At 36.5% G+C, this 18473-nt stretch carries 11 protein-coding genes; 9 read left to right on the plus strand and 2 right to left on the minus strand.

Features of this window, described 5'->3' with window-relative positions:
* Positions 1-72 precede the first annotated feature (72 nt).
* Together KI430_RS02130 and KI430_RS02135 are read left to right on the plus strand one after the other, a co-directional pair.
* The gene (locus KI430_RS02130) at positions 73-876 is read left to right on the plus strand and encodes a Cof-type HAD-IIB family hydrolase (protein WP_248876639.1); all 804 of its coding nucleotides are present in this window, start codon (positions 73-75) and stop codon (positions 874-876) included.
* A gap of 51 nt (positions 877-927) precedes the next feature.
* Positions 928-1350 (plus strand): hypothetical protein, encoded by a 423-nt coding sequence (locus tag KI430_RS02135; protein WP_248876640.1) that lies wholly within the window; start codon positions 928-930, stop codon positions 1348-1350.
* Between the two features lie 162 nt (positions 1351-1512).
* Here KI430_RS02135 and KI430_RS02140 read toward each other — a convergent pair whose 3' ends face one another.
* Together KI430_RS02140 and KI430_RS02145 are read right to left on the minus strand one after the other, a co-directional pair.
* A complete protein-coding gene (locus tag KI430_RS02140) occupies positions 1513-1962 on the minus strand; it encodes a ferritin-like domain-containing protein (protein ID WP_248876641.1) in 450 nt (149 codons plus the stop codon).
* Between the two features lie 92 nt (positions 1963-2054).
* On the minus strand, positions 2055-5045 hold the full coding sequence (locus tag KI430_RS02145; RefSeq protein ID WP_248876642.1) for a LamG-like jellyroll fold domain-containing protein: 2991 nt from the start codon (positions 5043-5045) through the stop codon (positions 2055-2057).
* 344 nt (positions 5046-5389) lie between these two features.
* Between KI430_RS02145 and KI430_RS02150 the strand changes: the two genes are divergently transcribed.
* The 7 genes from KI430_RS02150 to KI430_RS02180 all read left to right on the plus strand — a co-directional run bounded on the left by KI430_RS02150 (position 5390) and on the right by KI430_RS02180 (position 18176).
* On the plus strand, positions 5390-6763 hold the full coding sequence (locus KI430_RS02150; RefSeq protein ID WP_248876643.1) for a glycoside hydrolase family 28 protein: 1374 nt from the start codon (positions 5390-5392) through the stop codon (positions 6761-6763).
* On the plus strand, positions 6763-9618 hold the full coding sequence (locus KI430_RS02155) for a glycoside hydrolase family 2 TIM barrel-domain containing protein (RefSeq protein WP_248876644.1): 2856 nt from the start codon (positions 6763-6765) through the stop codon (positions 9616-9618). Before KI430_RS02150 ends, KI430_RS02155 begins: the two co-directional genes overlap by 1 nt.
* Positions 9619-9620: 2 nt before the next feature.
* Positions 9621-10943, plus strand: a complete 1323-nt coding sequence (locus KI430_RS02160) for a rhamnogalacturonan acetylesterase (protein WP_248876645.1) — start codon at positions 9621-9623, stop codon at positions 10941-10943.
* A 118-nt stretch (positions 10944-11061) separates the two neighbouring features.
* A complete protein-coding gene (locus tag KI430_RS02165; protein ID WP_248876646.1) occupies positions 11062-13833 on the plus strand; it encodes a glycosyl hydrolase in 2772 nt (923 codons plus the stop codon).
* A gap of 140 nt (positions 13834-13973) precedes the next feature.
* A complete protein-coding gene (locus KI430_RS02170; RefSeq protein ID WP_248876647.1) occupies positions 13974-14777 on the plus strand; it encodes a DUF4350 domain-containing protein in 804 nt (267 codons plus the stop codon).
* A 310-nt stretch (positions 14778-15087) separates the two neighbouring features.
* Complete coding sequence (locus KI430_RS02175) at positions 15088-16965, plus strand: rhamnogalacturonan lyase (protein ID WP_248876648.1); 1878 nt, start codon at positions 15088-15090, stop codon at positions 16963-16965.
* 44 nt (positions 16966-17009) lie between these two features.
* Entirely contained in the window at positions 17010-18176 is a 1167-nt protein-coding gene (locus tag KI430_RS02180) for a glycoside hydrolase family 88 protein (protein ID WP_248876649.1), read from the plus strand.
* The last annotated feature ends 297 nt before the right edge of the window (positions 18177-18473 follow it).

Consider the following 18473-nt stretch of genomic DNA (forward strand, 5'->3'; position numbering starts at 1 on the left):
TCATCACAAACAAGAATGAAAATAACAATTGGTAGTTCGTATATTTGAAGAAAGAATGCAGTTGTACAATTTATGAATACAGATAAAAAAAACAATACGATCAAAGCTGTCTTTTTTGATATAGACGGCACTTTATTCAGTTTAAAAAGCAAAACAATCCCAGAGTCAACACAGAAAGCTATAAAGAAACTTCGAGAGCAAGATATCAAGGTTATCGTAGCAACTGGACGTTCTATTAATGATCTTGATCATGTTAAAGCCATTGAGTTTGACGGTTTCCTAACATTTAATGGAGGTTACTGTATGACTGTTGATGGCAAGGTTATGTCCAAACAGGCAATTCACCCGGAAGATATCCAAAATCTGATTAATTATTCGGAACAAACCAATGTGGGTTTCTCCCTGATGTATGAAGATAAAGTACAGATCAGCCATGCAGCGCCCAAAGTTTTGGAGCTTTATACAAATCTCAACCTTAAGATACCGCCACTGTATGATAAGAACAATGCTGATATAGATGATGTATTGCAAGTGAATGTTTTTATTGATCCTCAAGATGAAGAAACTTTTATGGAGAAAGTAATGCCCAATTCCTTATCATCTAGATGGACAGATTTGTTCGCCGATGTCAATCCAGGAGGCATAAGTAAGCAGAAAGGTGTTAAAAACTTCTGTGACCATTTCAATATTGATATCTCTCAAACGATGGCATTCGGTGATGGAGGCAACGATATTTCTATGCTGAAATATGTCAAAATTGGAGTTGCAATGGGCAATGCCAGTGAGAATGTGAAGCAGGCAGCCGATTATGTAACTGATGATGTTGACAACAACGGTGTTGAAAAAGCTCTGAAATATTTTGGACTTTTAGACTAGCAACTAACTAAGATCATCAGACAAAAACCATTCAAAATAATTGAATAATTATTGATAGGCATAGAACTTGTTAAGCAAGTGGCTATGAAAGCTAAAGAATTAAGAATAGGAAATCTGGTTTCCAATATGACTACAGGAAACAATGAACAAGTGGATATCAATATTATCCAAAGTATAATGAATGGCAGTACCGATTATAAACCGGTTGAGCTGAATGACGAATGGTTTAAAAAGTTTGGTTTTTCCAAAGAACATTTTGGTTACTATTATGAAAATATATATGAATTCTCAGTGCTGACTTCCCGGAACAATGCTTATATAGTACGCTGGGGAAACCAGGTCTTGGCTGGTGCAGAACCTATTCGCTATGTTCACGAACTACAGAATATATTCTTCGCATTAAAAGGTTCAGATCTTCCCACAAAAAGACCATATAAAAATATAGTAAGCCAGGCTTTATCTAGTTTTGCTTAGGTTACGATTTTATTAAAAGATTCTCAATAATTAAAACGTCATTAGTACTAATGACGTTTTTTTAGTGGCGCCTTTGCAATCAATATTCAAAAAGGGATAAAACTAATATAATTTTATCCCTTTTGACTTCTTATAATGTTGTGAAAAAATACTTTTTTGTTATCAGCTAATTTTTTCAAGAACTTTGAATTTGTTATAGGAAACACTAAGCTGTTGAAGCTGCTGTCCAACTAATGCTTCACTCTCGCGACATAGATTGCCACTTTTGAGTGCATTTTGGAAGGCATCGATAGCTGCTTTCTCACCAAAAACCACATTTTCAAGTGTCGATTCCACTTTATCCGAAACGAAGGTATTCTTAATATCAATCCAGGCTCTGTGGAATGCACCAGAAATACTAGTTTCGTTATCCGGATTTCCTCCTTTGCTTTTGATAAGATCAATCAGTTCATCCTTCATATCCCATGCTTCTGCAACCATATTATCGTAGGCTGGTCTAAGATCAGCATAATTTTCCCATACTTTGTCGGCTACTTTAGCAAATCCAGCAATCCTGTCATTGGTAATGTTCAGCAAATCGTTTAGTACTGAAATTGTTTTGTCGTTATTCATAATAAAAATTGTTTTAGTGTGCATCGAATTTTGCAAGAATGATGCCTATAAAACAGAATAGAGCAATTTTATGATATCCCAATTAATTATTTTTACTCCACAATAACCTTAAAATTCCGATTCAGATTCTCCCCAGAAACATTTAAAATATAAATTCCGACAGCTTTTTTATTAACAATATTCAAAGTGAAAACTCCTTTTTCATTAGAAGTGATATTTTCATTAATAATAATTTTACCTGTCATATCTCTTAATGTTGCTGTTAAATTAGACTTTTTATAATCAGGAAGTTGGATAGAGATTTTATCTTTTACAGGATTTGGATAAACAATTCCTTTTTCAGAAAGGAATTTATCCGTACTCAATGTCGTTTGGCTATACAAAGCTTGTACTTCCGAAAGAGGTAATGCATAATTGAACATTTTCAACTCATCAAATGCACCTTTGTAAGGAGCTGGAGCTGTGGTTGACATTAATTCAAATTCACCAATGTTTCCAATAATCAAATCACTGACTTCACCAATTCCAGTAACAGCAGTTTCATCGCCTTCCGCACTTAAAACTCCATTACTGTAAATTCTCATTTTATGAGCAACAATGTCTCTCATTATTACAACATTTACCCAATCTCCTGTGAAATAATTAGCGATAGGAGAAGTAATCTCTTTTTTCGTTACATCGTCATCAATAGCAAAACGTAATTGTCCGCCTTTTATCTCAATATTGTAACGTTTTCCTGTTGCTCCGGTTGTTGTATTTTTCGTAAATGAACCTTTGCATAAAACATAAAGACTTGTAGATGATGAAGATGGAATCATAGTCGTTGGAGCTTTCATCCAAAAAGAAACAGTGAATGAATTTTTATCAAAGAAGATATGGTCTTGATTCGGAACACTTGCGATGTACATATTGCTTGGAGAAGTTGCTAAATCAAGAGCGTAATTTTCCTTTCCTTGGATTCTGACGTTAGAATTATCATAGGCAACATCCAGTATTCCGTCATTTTCATAATCGGTTACATCTGCAATTTTTTCTCCTTCAAAAGGTGCTTCTTTGAATGGCCAATATCCAACAAGAGTGGGAGTTAATGTATGAAAATTCCAAACATCACCGGTTGCAGTTCCTTTTTCATTTGAAGCATCTATTCTCCAATAATAAGTCGTTGCAGGACTCAATCCGGTCAATTGATAAGATGGCGAAGTTGAATAATTAACATCTGCAACTTTACTTAAGGTTGATGAATTAGTTCCAAGATAAACTGAGTATTTTGTTGTATTTGTACTTCCTGCCCATTTCAATGTCAGATTTCCGCTGGTCAATTCTACATTGTTACTTCCGTTTGTAGGAGCAGGATTTGTGGCTTTCGTCGGAGCTGATGGAATTGGTGGAGTGGTAATAGATGCAATCGAAGTATAAACTGAAGATTCTGTTGCATTAATAGCTTTAACTCTATAATAATATTGAGTATTTGGAGTCAAACTGGTTTCATTATAACTTACAATATTAGCTCCCAATGTTGCTATTTCTGAGAAATTAGTTCCATCTGTTGAACGTTCCAAAATATAGTTGGTTTCGTTAGTTGAATTATCGCTCCAATTGACTGTAAAAGAGCTTGCCGGTGGAACTTCTGTTGTCGCGACATTCGTGAAATTAAGATTTGTCGGGGGAATAATAAAATCTGGCGGGGTTTGATTGGGTAAGCTGTTGATATAAACTTCAATATTTAGATATGGAGCATTTGTAGTGCTTACATTCAAAGCATCTGGAGTATATTTGTCTAATCCGTTTGCATCTTCCCAAGCATCTGGCATTCCGTCATTATCTGTATCCAAAGGAGCTGGCGCACCATAAACGTGTCCTGCACCACCATTTGTAAAACCAAATTGAGAAGTAAGGTCAGATTGAACATAAACATAAGTCGCCGTTGTTCCTTTTGACTGCAAATCAGAAATCATCAGATTCTCGACTTGGTCACGTCTCGGATAAGATGCACCGACATTCAAAATTGCTTTGTCATAAGCTTGTTGAGCTGTTAAAGTCGGATTTTTCATTGGATAATCGTAAGGCTCTGATTTGATGGAATTAATATCACCAGTAGGAAAACCTGTCAAATCCGAAGGTACCAAAGTTCCGTTCAGGATTCCGTCTTTGTTATTATCAAAATAATTTCCAGAACCATACAAAGAAAAATTGTCATTTCCTCTGTTGAAAGGTGTTGTAACAGTATTACTTGTATTTGGTCCGCCAATAAAATAATTATTAATGATATTCACATCCGAAGTTCCAGCCGAATCTCCGCCCATAATATAAGCGTCACCCGATTCTGTATGCCCATAAGTATTACTATAATTTCCCCAGTTATAAACAATGTTATTGACGAATTCGTTGATTCCCTTTACCTTATTGTTGCGAGTCTTGTTGCAGATATACAAATTTCCGATTAAACTGATTTTTCCACCGGAAGGTTGCATCAATCCTCCAGCCGAGTGATTGTGACGATGCAGACCTTGACCAATAATAGAATTCTGAATCGTGATATTATCAGGGCTATCGCCTTTGTTATCCCAGTTGATGGAGAAAACTTCGTCCGTTCCCCAAGTGAAAGACATATGGTCGAAAATCATATTTGAACCATTCGCAAGTCCTGATGTATCCTGACCTTGGGTTGTACTTCCGAAACGGATTCTTATATAACGGGAAATTGTATTACTTGCTCCTGTAAAAGTGACTCTGGAGCCAAGAAGAACAATTCCTTCTCCGAGAGCAGTCTGGCCTGCAATGGTCGTGTTTTTTGCAACTACGATTTGAGATTGAGTATTAATAATTCCCCCAACCTTGAATATAACAAATCGTCCTTCTTTGCTCACCGCATCACGAAAAGAGCCAGGGCCGCTGTCATTGAGGTTGGTTACTAAGTAAATCTCAGGATTTGCAGCACCTCTTGCACCTGTAGTATATCTTCCAAAACCGGTGGCTTCCGGAAAGGCTAATGTTTGTGCGTCAAGACCAATAGTTGTTGAAATTGTTCCGCAAAATATAAATAGCTTAAACATTCGATTGATAGGTAGAATTTTTTTCTTCATAACAATAAATTCTGATTAATTAGAAATAGGCTTTTGATATGAGTGAAAATTAGAGACAACAACTAAGATGACTGTCCTGCTGAATCCTGTTAATTATCAGTTGGTTATAGATTTTAATAATTTTAATGTTAATTAATTATGAACTGAATTTAAGATTCTATCAAGGTTTGATAGCGATTGATTTTACAGCAGATCATTGTTTTTTGAATTAAAATTTAACTCTTTAATCAATGAAAATCTTTTTGGCAGATTCAATTATATTTTATTGACAGGAGAGGACAGGATGCTCCAACTCCTCAAAAACTATACTTTTATTTTCGTTTATTAGCTATACAAAATCGATTATGACATTTCAAAATATATCAAAGCTTTGCTTAACTTTTTCACTTCTTTTTTCTTTTTCAGGATTAAAAAGCCAGGATAAATTCCCAGACGGAACCGCCATTCCGAAATGGTTTAAAGAAAACAAACCAACAGATATCAATAAATTAGGCAAGAAATACATCATCACAGATTTTGGAGTAAAGAACGATAGCACAATTCTTCAGACAAAACAGGTTCAAAATATCATTGATGAAGCTTCAAAAAACGGAGGTGTCATTGTCGTACCAAAAGGAACCTTCCTCATCAGTTCTCTTTTCTTTAAGCAGGGAACACACTTATATTTAGAAAATGGAGCAAAATTAAAAGGAAGTGATGATATCAACGATTTTCCTGTGGTTACAACAAGAATGGAAGGTCAGACTGTGAAATATTTTCCGGCTTTGATTAATGCAGACGGATTAGACGGCTTTACAATTTCAGGAAAAGGAACTTTGGACGGAAATGGTTTAAGATTCTGGAAATCATTCTGGAAAAGAAGAGAATGGAATCCTAAATGCACCAATATGGATGAAATGAGACCGAGAATTATCTATGTTTCCAATTCAAAAAATATTCAGATTGAAGGAATTACAGTGAAAAATTCACCGTTCTGGAGCACGCATTATTATAAGTCTCAATTCGTGAAATTATTAAACTTAACGATTTTAGCTCCGAAAGAACCTGTAAAAGCGCCAAGCACAGACGCTATTGACATCGACGCTTGTTCAAATTTCCTGGTGAAAAACTGTTATATGTCGGTGAATGACGATGCGATTGCTTTAAAAGGTGGAAAAGGTCCAAAAGCGGATACAGACCCGAATAACGGCGAAAACAGAAACATTATCATCGAAGACAATACTTTCGGATTCTGCCATTCTGCGCTCACTTGCGGAAGCGAATCGATTCACAACTACAACATTATTTTCAGAAATTCTACCGTGAAAGATGCTTCAAGACTGTTGCACCTAAAAATGCGTCCCGATACGCCTCAAAATTACGAATACATCACTTTAGATAACATTAAAGGAAACGTAAAAACTTTTATTTACGCAAAAGGCTGGAATCAGTTTTTTGATTTGAAAGGCGAAGCAAGACCGAGAAAAGGATTGGCCAATAATATTACCATCAAAAATATAGATTTAAGTTGCGAAACAGCCTTTTCTATTGAGAAATCGGATTTGTTTGATTTAAAAGATTTCACTTTTGAAAACTTAAAAATCAAGGCTTTAAAACCGGAAATGGAAAATTTAAGCAACATTCAAAATTTGAAGCAAACCAAAGTCAATGTGACAAAAGTAGCTTCTCTTACGCAATCTTACGATAAAAAAGATGACTCCGACATCGCTGCAAAATAATGAGTTTTTCTTTCAAAATATTAGCTCTGTTATGTGTCTGTTCACAGTTTTTATTTTCTCAGTCTAAAGAAATCCAATTCTTAACTGGAAAAGATGCTGAGCACACCAAAGAATGGGATTTTTGGATTAATTCAGGACGAAAATCGGGAAGCTGGAGCAAAATCAATGTACCTTCACATTGGGAGCAACAGGGTTTTGGCTCGTACAATTACGGCCGGGATTATGTGACGTATGGCAAAAACTTCAAGTTTCACGACGAAACAGGTTTGTACAAACACAAATTCACCGTTCCCAATTCGTGGAAAGGAAAAAGCATCAACATCGTTTTTGAAGGTTCAATGACCGACACCGAAGTGAAAATCAATGGAAAATCGGCGGGAGCCATTCATCAGGGTGCTTTTTATGAATTTAAATATGATATTTCGGATAAAATTCAATTCGGAAAAGAAAATATTCTCGAAGTTAAAGTCTCAAAAATGTCGGCTGATAAATCGGTCAATAACGCAGAACGTCTCGCAGATTATTGGATTTTGGGCGGAATTTTCCGACCTGTTTATTTGGAAGCCAATCCAAAAGAACATATTTCTTCAACAGCGATTGATGCCAAAGCAGACGGGACTTTTCGTTCAAATATTCATTTAAATGAAATTAATTCTGCCAACAATATAAAAGTCCAATTATTTGATGTTAAGAATAATTTGGTTGGCGAATCTCAGGTTCAAATCCAAAAAGGCGATACTTTAAAACAGATTCAATTTTCGGTTAAAAATCCAAAACTTTGGACGGCCGAAACTCCAAATTTGTATAAAGCAAAATTCACGTTAAATAAAAACAGGAAAAACATCTTCCAAACCGAAGAAAAATTCGGTTTCAGAACCATTGAAATCCGGAAAGGCGACGGAATTTTCATCAACGGAACCAAAGTCAAAATGAAAGGCATTAACCGTCACGTTTGGTGGCCGGAAACGGGGCGAACTGTCACGGAAAATATCGATTTAATGGACGTTCAGCTCATCAAAGAAATGAATATGAATGCCGTTCGTTGTTCTCATTATCCGCCGAATAAATCGTTTCTGAAAATTTGCGATTCGCTCGGTTTATACGTTCTGGATGAATTGGCAGGTTGGCAAAAAAAATACAGCACAGAAGTCGGAAAAAAGTTGGTGAAAGAAATGGTAACGAGAGATGCCAATCATCCTTCAATTATTTTCTGGAGCAACGGAAACGAAGGCGGACATAATTTTGATTTGGATGCAGAATTTGCAAAATATGACTTGTCAAGTCGTCCTGTGATTCACGCACATCACAAGCCTGGAAACGCTTTCAACGGCATCGACTGCAATCATTACGAAGATTATTACAGCACAAAAAATATCCTCGAAGGCGAAAATATTTATATGCCGACCGAGTTTTTACACGCACAAGACGACGGCGGTGGCGGAACTTCTCTGGCCGATTATTGGGAACTTCACTGGAATTCCAAAAAAGGAGCGGGTGGTTTTCTCTGGGCTTTTGTGGATGAAGGTTTGGTGCGAACGGATTTCAATAATCAGATTGATGTGAACGCAATCAACGCTCCTGACGGAGTTTTGGGACCACATCGTGAAAAGGAAGGTAGTTTTTATGCTATTCGTGAAATTTACAGTCCGGTAAAAATTGATTTGAAAACCTTGCCGAATGATTTTACCGGAATCATTCCTGTGGAAAACCGTTATCATTTTACGAATTTAAAAGATTGTCAGTTTGAATGGAAACTGGTGAAATTTAAGACACCATTTTCTTCAGAATCAGGTTTTGATTTGATTAAAACGGGAAAAGCAGAATCTCCAAATATTAAACCGACAGAAAAAGGAAATATTAGCCTAAATCTTCCTTCAAACTGGAAAGAAAATGAAGGTTTATTATTAACCGCAACCGATGCTTTCGGAAAAGAAATCTACACCTGGACTTGGAAATTGAAGTCTAATGAGGAAATTTCAAAACAGTTTTCAAAATCTTTAACTAAGGAATTTCCAGTTTCTGTGATAGAAAATGAAACTGAATTTATTTTAAAAGCAGACGAAAAAGAATTTATCATTGGGAAAAACGACGGTTTATTAAAATCAGTCATTGTTGATAAGAAAGGCAAAAAAATGACCTTCAAAAACGGTCCTGTTTTCGTGAACGGAACAATGGAATTATCGTCCATAAAATCTTTTGCAGAAGGACAAAACCAACTGATTGAAGTCAATTACAAAAACGGAAATAAAATCATCTGGAAACTCAATCCAAACGGAGTTTTAGAATTAAATTATGAATATTCTTTGTCGGGAGATTACCAATTTTCAGGCGTAAGTTTTGACTATCCCGAAAATTATGTCATCAATGCAAAATGGCTTGGGAAAGGCCCTTATCACGTTTGGAAAAACCGTTTACAAGGACAGACTTACAATGTTTGGCAGAATTTGAAAAACTCAACAAGAACCGGACAATCGCCGTGGATTTACCCTGAATTTAAAGGTTATTGTGATGACGTTTCGTGGTTGCAACTGGATACGGCAGAAGGCAAAATAACGGTCGGGACCAAAGAAGAAAAAATGTTTGTCAGACTCTTCGATTTTTACGGAATTTACGGAGCGGAAGGATATCCGAAATTGCCAAGCGGAAATATTTCTTTCCTAGATGCGATTCCACCGTTGGGAACTGTTTTGGCGTTTAACATTAACGATAAAACTGAATCTTTAGGATTAGAAAGCGAGCCGAATCATCTGAACGGAACGTTTAAGAGAACCTTATATTTCTATTTTGGTTTGCCAGATTTGGGAGATGAAAATAAACAGTTTATAATGCCGAAAGAAAATATTTTAACAGATTAATAATGAGTAAAATAGTTCCATTTTTAGTGTTATGCATCTGTTCATTTTATTTTGGACAGCAAACCAGCTTCAAATTTGATTTTGGTGGAGACAGAGTAGAAGAAGGTTTCATTCCGATTCATTCAACTTCAAAATTCGACAGGAAAATCGGCTATGGTTTTATGGATATTTCGGGTTTAAAATCTGTTGACAATGGCGGAAATGCTTTGACGGGAGATTTTATCACAAGTGACAGACCTTTCTATTTTTCGGTGGCAATTCCTGAAGGAAATTATGATATTCAACTGAATTTAGGTGATACAAAAGGAAGTTCGGAAACAACAGTCCGTGTAGAAAACCGTCGATTGATATTAAATGATATCAAAACCAAGCAAGGCGAAATTGTTGAAAAAACAATCACCGTTCACGTAAAAGATAGCATTATCAGAAATCAAAACGGCGAAAAAATCGGAATGGTAAAATTAAAACCAAGAGAAACAAAATATTTGCATTGGGATAATTTGCTGACGATTGAATTCAATGATAAAACTCCGAAAGTTTGCTCAATAATTATTCAACCCAACAAAACGGCGAAAACCATTTATTTAACAGGAGATTCAACAGTTGTTGATGCGCAATACGAACCGTGGGCTTCTTGGGGACAGATGTTATCGTATTTTTTCGTTCCAAACGAAGTGGTGATTGCTAATTATGCCGAGAGCGGGGAAACCTTAAAAGCATTCGAAGACCGCCACCGAATCGATAAAATCTGGAATAAATTGAAACCCGGAGATTATTTGCTGATCCAGTTTGGACATAATGACCAAAAAGCGGGAAACAGCACAAAATCGGGTTACAGAAAAAGATTAAAAGAATGGATTCAAAAAGCCAGACAATTAGGCGCAGTTCCGGTTTTGGTCACTTCAATGAACCGCAGAGTTTTTGATGAAAACAATAAAATTGTCAACACTTTAGACGATTTTCCTGACGCAATGAGAGAAATTGCAAAAAAAGAAAAAGTGGATTTGATTGATTTGAATGCCTTAAGCAAAACTTTGTTCGAAGCGATGGGACCGGAAGCGGCGAAGAAAGCATTTGTTTATTACCCTGCAAACGCTTACCCAAACCAACCAAATGCTTTGGCAGACGATACGCATTTCAATCCATATGGTGCTTATGAATTGGCGGAATGTGTCGTAAAATCCATCGTTGACCAAAATTTACCTTTAAAAAAATACATTTCAAAGAATTATAAAAATTTTAACCCCAATAAACCCGATGATGTTGAAAAATTCCATTGGCCGGAATCTGTTTTTATGGAATCTTTAAAACCGGATGGAAATTAATTGCTGTGAATAAAGATATACAGTTTGTCATTCAGAACGAAACGAAGTGGAGTGAAGAATCTCAATTTTAAATAGATTTCTCGTTCCTCGAAATGACAAAACTTAAAAAAAATTAATAATGAATATTAGAAACATCATAAAACTCAGTGTCATCTGTTTTGCCTTCGGAAATCTTTCCGCACAAAATCCGTGGCCGAAAGCGACCAACACCGCTCAACCTTGGACGCGTTGGTGGTGGATGGGAAGCGCCGTTGACGAAAAAGGTTTAGACAAACAATTGACAACCCTTTCCAATGCTGGTTTTGGAGGAGTAGAAATTGTCCCGATTTATGGCGCAAAAGGGTTTGAGAACAAATACATCAATTATCTTTCTCCGGAATGGATGAAAATGTTGCAGTTCACAACAAATAAAGCCAAAAGTCTGAAAATGGGCGTTGATATGGCGGTCGGAACAGGTTGGCCAATTGGCGGACCGCAAGTTAATGAACAGGATGCTGCAACCAAAATGATTGTTCAGACTTACAGCATTCAGCCCAATGAAAAATTTTCTGAGAAGATTGTTTTAAAAGACGAAAAACAGAAGAATTTAAAGACCACAAACTTGGATATCGTTACAGCTTACAACGAGAAAAATGAAGCGGTTATCTTAACAGATAAAGTAGCTCAAGACGGAACTTTAAATTGGAAACCAACATCCGGAAAATGGACAATTTATGCGATTTTTGTTGGCAAAACTTTACAGAAAGTAAAACGCGCAGCTCCGGGTGGCGATGGCTATACTTTAGATCATTTTTCTCCCGATGCGACGAAGGATTATCTGAAAACTTTCGATAAAGCTTTTGGAAATTCAAACTATGGAATCCGTTCGTTTTTCAATGACAGTTATGAGGTTTACGGCGCCGACTGGACTGCCGATTTTAAAGAAGAATTTAAGAAGAGAAGAGGTTACGATTTAAGTCAGTATATCAAATATTTGGTGAGTGATGAAGAAAGTGAATTGGCAGGAAGAATAAAATCCGATTACCGTGAAACAATGAGTGAACTAATTCTTCATAATTTTACAGAAAATTTCACGAATTGGGCGCATTCCAAAAACTCAAAAAATACCAATCAGGCACACGGTTCGCCGGGAAATTTGCTGGATTTGTACGCCGCAGTCGATATTCCCGAATCTGAAACTTTTGGAAGTACAAAATTCGATATTCAGGGTTTAAGAAGAAATCTGGAAGATATCAATACAAAGGAAGTTCCCGATATCAATATGTTGAAATTTGCTTCTTCGGCAGCCAATATTACCGGAAAACCTTTGATTTCCAACGAATCTTTTACTTGGTTGACGGAACATTTTAAAACGTCCTGGTCGCAGGTAAAACCGGAAGCTGAACAGATTTTTTTATCCGGAATCAACCATATTTTTTATCACGGAACGACGTATACGCCGGCTGATGTTCAGTTTCCGGGCTGGCTGTTTTATGCTTCGACGAATTTCGTTCCGGAGAATTCTTTGTGGCCAAATATTAAAGGCTTAAATTCTTACATCGAAAGAACACAATCAGTTTTACAAAACGGAAAATCAGACAACGAAATCCTGATGTATTGGCCGGTTTACGACCAATGGGCAAATCCGAAAGGAAAGGATATGGCCTTCAAAATTCACAATATTGAAAAGTGGTTGCATCCGACCGTATTTTACGAAAACCTTGAGAAACTAGGAAAATCCGGCTATTCTCTCGATATGATTTCGGATAAAATGATTGGCGAAGCACAGCTTGATAACCAGAACATTCAGGTGGCGAAAAATGGAGGTTCTTATAAAGTTTTAATTGTTCCTCAATTGAATTATTTTTCTGAATCAACATTAAAAAATATTTTAAACTTAGCTCAAAATGGCGCTTCGGTGATTTTCCAAAGTGAGCTGAAAGACGTTCAGGGATTTTTTGAACTTAAAAAAAGAAGAAATGAATTACAGTCTTTATGGACTAAAATTCCTTTTCAGCAGGACGGAAATTTAAAATCGGCAATATTCGGAAAAGGAAAAATTGTCTTGAGTTCTGATGTTGAAAAAGGGTTGGAATATTTAAAAATCGAAAGAGAAAAATTAACTGATACAGGATTAAAATTTGTCAGAAGAAAGTTCGATGGTGGAAAATATTACTACATTGTCAATCACACTTCAAAAGGAATCAATCAAAATATTCCATTGAATTTTATCGGAAAACAGGTTGCTTTAATGAATCCTGAAAACGGAGATTTTGGTGTTGCTGAAGCACAGAATAATTCGGTAAAGGTTCAACTGAAATCAGGAGAATCCTTAATTATAAAAGCTTCAGAAACGCCGGATAATTCAATCTCAAAATGGAATTATGTTGAAAAAACAGATGCGCCGATTGTTTTAAATCAACCTTGGCAACTGACTTTTAAAGAAGGTGGTCCTGAACTTCCGAAATCAAAAACATTGGATAAACTTCAACCTTGGACGAATTTCACAGAAGATACATCCACACAGAGTTTTTCAGGAACAGGAGTTTACGCAACTTCATTCAAATTAAATAAAAAAGCCGACGATTTTATACTGAAATTCGACAAATTATATGAAAGTGCAAAAGTCATCATCAACGGACAAGATGCAGGAATGGTTTGGAGTCTTCCGTTTGAAATAAAAGTCGGAAAATATCTGAAAAAAGGAAAAAATACCATTCAGATTGAAGTTTCAAACCTGATGGCCAACCGAATCCGTTATATGGACCAGAATAAAATCCAATGGCGAAATTACCACGAAATTAATTTTGTCAACATCGATTACAAACCGTTCGATGCTTCCAACTGGAAAGTACAACCTTCAGGTTTAGATGGCGAAATTCAATTAATTCCAATTCATTATTCGAAATAAATTAAAAAATGAAACATTATTTGTTGAAAAAGTGACAAAATAATTTTATCGAAGATAAAATCTTTGCGCCTTAAAAAAGTATTTTTCTCATTAACTTGCGTCTTTGCGAAAAACCAACAAATAATTTAAAATAAATAGATATGAAGCAGAATATCGTAAAAACATTAGCATTAGGAACACTCCTCACATTCGGATTTTCCAATGCCCAAAACAAACCTAAAGTTGTTTTGGATAACTTTTTCAACAACGAAAAAAAGGAAAATAAAGAAACCAAAGTTCTGGAATCTTGGCATTACACGTGGAACGATACTTCCAACGGAGGATTTTCTTTGCTGGGCGAAATTTTCCAGAAACAAGGCGCAGAAATCAGTACTTTGACGACTGCACCTTCCAAAAAAGACTTGAAAAACGCTAATATTTACATCATTGTTGATCCCGATATCGACAAAGAAGCGTACGGTGGAAAAGCGAATCTTATTGATGCCAATTCCATCAAAAACCTTACAGAATGGGTAAAAAAAGGCGGTGTTTTGGTTTTGATGAGCAACGACAATGGCAATTCTGAGTTTGAACATTTCAACAAATTGGCGGGAGAATTCGGGATTCATTTTAATGATGACAGTTACAACCGCGTTCAGAAAAGAGAATTTGAGCAGGGAAAAGTAATGGTTCCGGCTGGAAACGAGATTTTCTCCGAGCAAAAATTATATATGAAAGAAGTAAGTTCGATGGACGTAAAAGCTCCTGCCAAAGCCATTTTGACGGCAGAAGGGAAGAACATTGGAGCGATTGCAAAAGTTGGCAAAGGAACCGTTTTCGCATTGGGAGATCCGTGGTGCTACAACGAGTATATCGACGGCAAAAAACTTCCGGCAGATTTCACCAATTATCAGGGAACTGAAGAATGGGTAAAGTGGTTGCTGAAGCAGGTTTCTAAAAAATAAACCAATCTGTGCAATCGATTGAATGTGAAGAATTGGAATCATTTGGGCAACTTAATCCACCTTCCGCTCCCAATCTTTTCACTCCACTTCGTTGCGTAAAAAGGATTTCCGCTCAAGTCGGGTTGCGAGAGATTAAACGTTTAAAATGTTATTATTTAGAGCATTTGTCATTCTGAACGAAATGAAATGGAGTGAAGAATCTCAACTAACCTAATGAGATTCTTCCTTCGTCAGAATGACATTATGAAAATATTAGTTTATAAAAGCATTTAGCCAAAACATAAAAATAATTAGATATTGATATAGAATTATGAAAATCAAATATATCTTCCTTACATCCGCTATTTTTCTTTCGCAAACATTCTTTGCCCAAAGACAAATGGAGTACCTGAAAAGAGGAATCGTTGCCATTCCTGCAGAATCAGGCGTTTTTATAAGTTGGCGATTGTTAGGAACGGAAGCTCAGAATACGCATTTCGATGTGTATCGTACAGAAAATAATCAGACCAAAAAACTGAATGAAAAGCCGTTACTCAATGGAACCAATTTTTTGGATAAAACCGCTGACAAAGGAAAAAATTATACCTACTTCGTAAAATCAAATACACAACATCAGGACGTTGACCAGGATTTTGCAAAATACACAGCCAATCAAAAACCTTATTTTTCAATTCCTTTAAAAACTCCTCAAGGTTACACGCCAAATGACGCTTCAGTTGCCGATTTGGATGGCGACGGAGAGTACGAAATCATCCTTCATCAAACCGGAAGATCTCACGACAACAGTCAGAAAGGAGAAACAGATCCGCCGATTATTCAGGCTTATAAACTGAACGGACAGTTTTTGTGGGAAATCAATTTAGGCAAAAATATCAGGGAAGGAGCACATTACACGCAGTTTTTGGTGTATGATTTAGATCAGGATGGAAAAGCGGAAATCGTTATGAAAACTGCCGACGGAAGCAAAGACGGAAAAGGAAAATTCATTGGTGACCCAACCAAAAATTACGTCAACGAAAACGGAATGATTCTTTCCGGACCGGAATTTCTAACGGTTTTTAATGGAGAAACAGGTGAAGAAATAAACACAGTCAATTATCAGGTTCCCAGATTTGCAGGAAGTTTAAATCCTACCAATGAAGAAATGACCGAAACTTGGGGCGACGCCAAAGGAAACCGCATCGACCGGTTTTTGGGAGCTGTCGCTTATCTCGACGGAAAAATGCCGAGCGTGATTATGTCGAGAGGGTATTACACCAGAACAGCGATTGCAGCCTGGGATTTTAAAGACAGAAAACTCAGTCTCCGCTGGCTTTTTGATACCGAAAGTTCAGAAGAAAACAAAAAATACCGCGGACAGGGAAATCATAATCTGAGCATTGCCGATGTCGATAATGACGGAAAAGATGAAATTGTTTTTGGTGCAATGACGGTTGATGACGACGGAAAAGTATTGAACAGCACAGGTTATGGTCACGGTGATGCCTTACACGTCGGAGATTTGGACCCAACCAATCCGGGATTGGAAATTTTTGATATTCAGGAGCGGTTTGATGATGCGGGAGCGCATTTCAGAGATGGAAAAACAGGAAAGGTTTTGTGGAAATTACCTTCGACAGTCTACAGCCAAGCGAGTAAATTTCAGGGGCCGGGAAGAGGTTTGTCGCTGAATATAGACCCTCGTTATGATGGCTCGGAATGTTGGGCAGCCGGTGCAGGTTTAAAAGGAGTTTACAGCGCAAAAGGAAAGAAAATTAGCGATAAAAATCCACCTGCAAATATGGGAATTTATTGGGATGGTGATTTTTTAAGCGAAATTTTAGACGGAACCGTTATTTCAAAATGGGATTGGAAAAAAGAGAAATCAAATGTGATTTTTGATGCTAAAAATTTCCAATGCGAATCGAATAACGGAACCAAGAAAAATCCGGCTCTGGTTGCCGATTTATTTGGAGACTGGCGTGAGGAAGTGATGTACAGAACTACCGATAATCAGGAATTAAGAATTTTCAGTACCACGATTCCGACGAAACATCGTTTGTATACTTTGATGCATAATCCGCAGTATCGATTAAGTATTGTCTGGCAAAATGTAGGGTATAATCAACCGCCGCATACGGATTATTATCTGGATGAATCGGTGAAAGAAATTCCGAAGCCGAATATTGTTACAATAAAACTTCAATAAATCATCAAGTGAGAAGAGAATTAATAAAATTAAATATAAGTATTATGAAAAAGTTACTAACCGCCAGTCTCTTTGCCGCATTGTTCTTTGGAGGGATTTCTTCGTGTACAGCGCAAAAGCAAGCTACAGTAAAGAAAAAATCTGAACTTCCAGATAAGAAGGAAGTTCTGGAAGTCGCCCAACGTGCCAATCAATATTTTATGAATAAATGGCCTGATGCTGGAAAGGAAGTTGTAGGTAAAAAAGTGTGGCCGAGCAATCTATGGACGAGAGCGGTTTATTATGAAGGTCTGATGGCGCTTTATAAAATTGATCCTAAAAAAGAATATTATGATTATGCACTAGATTGGTCGCAAAAACACAACTGGGATATGATGCGCGGAACTTACACCCGAAATGCGGACAACCAAGCTTGTGGACAAACTTATCTTGACCTTTATGAAATCGATGGAAGAAAACATCCTGAAAGAATCAAATTTGTGAAACTTTCTATGGATAGCATGATTGCTTCCGGAAGATCTGATGACTGGTGGTGGATTGATGCTCTTCAAATGGGAATGCCCATTTTTACAAAATTGGGTAGAATCACCGGTGAGAAAAAATATTTTGACAAAAATTACGAAATGTATGCTTTCACAAAATACAAACACGGCGGAAATGGTTTGTACAATGCGAAAGATAAACTGTGGTGGCGAGATAAAAGTTTTGTGCCACCTTATGCAGAACCGAATGGAGAAGATTGTTATTGGAGCCGCGGAAACGGTTGGGTAGTGGCTGCTTTGGCTCGTACTTTAGAAGATACGCCCAAGTCTGATCCTCATTACAAAGAATATTTGCAGGATTATAAAGATTTGTTATCAGCTTTGCTTCCGATTCAGAGAGAGGATGGTTTTTGGAATGTAAGTCTTCATGACCCAACCAATTTTGGAGGAAAAGAGATGACAGGAACTGCACTTTTTGTTTACGGAATGGCTTATGGAATCAATAAAGGTCTGATAGATAAAAAAACTTATTTACCTGTTTTGACCAAAGCTTGGAATGCGATAGTCAAAGATTCTGTTCAGCCGAACGGATTTTTAGGCTGGGTTCAGGGAACCGGAAAGGAACCGAAAGATGGACAGCCTTTAGCTATTGACAAAGTTCCTGATTTTGAAGATTACGGATTAGGATGTTTGCTGTTAGCTGCCAGTGAAGTTTATCAATTAAAATAGAATTTCAATTTCACCAGATAATTAAGACTTAACAATGAGAATTTGTTAAGTCTTTTTATTTATAGCTGTTAAATATAATTTTTGTGATGATTTTTATTTTTAAGTCGGAAATAATCACGACTAAGGTTTAAAATTTGGAAATAATTATAAATATTAAAACGGTAAAAACAGATATAACTATCAATAAAGTAATGAGTTAAAAAATCTCTTTGAGACAATAGAAAAAATCTTATTTTTCAAAACATTACACATGACAGTACAAGATGCGCAATCGATTACATCTTGTTAATTTTCAAA

Origin of the sequence: Epilithonimonas zeae (assembly GCF_023278365.1) — a bacterium.
GTDB classification, from domain to species: Bacteria; Bacteroidota; Bacteroidia; order Flavobacteriales; family Weeksellaceae; genus Epilithonimonas; species Epilithonimonas zeae_A.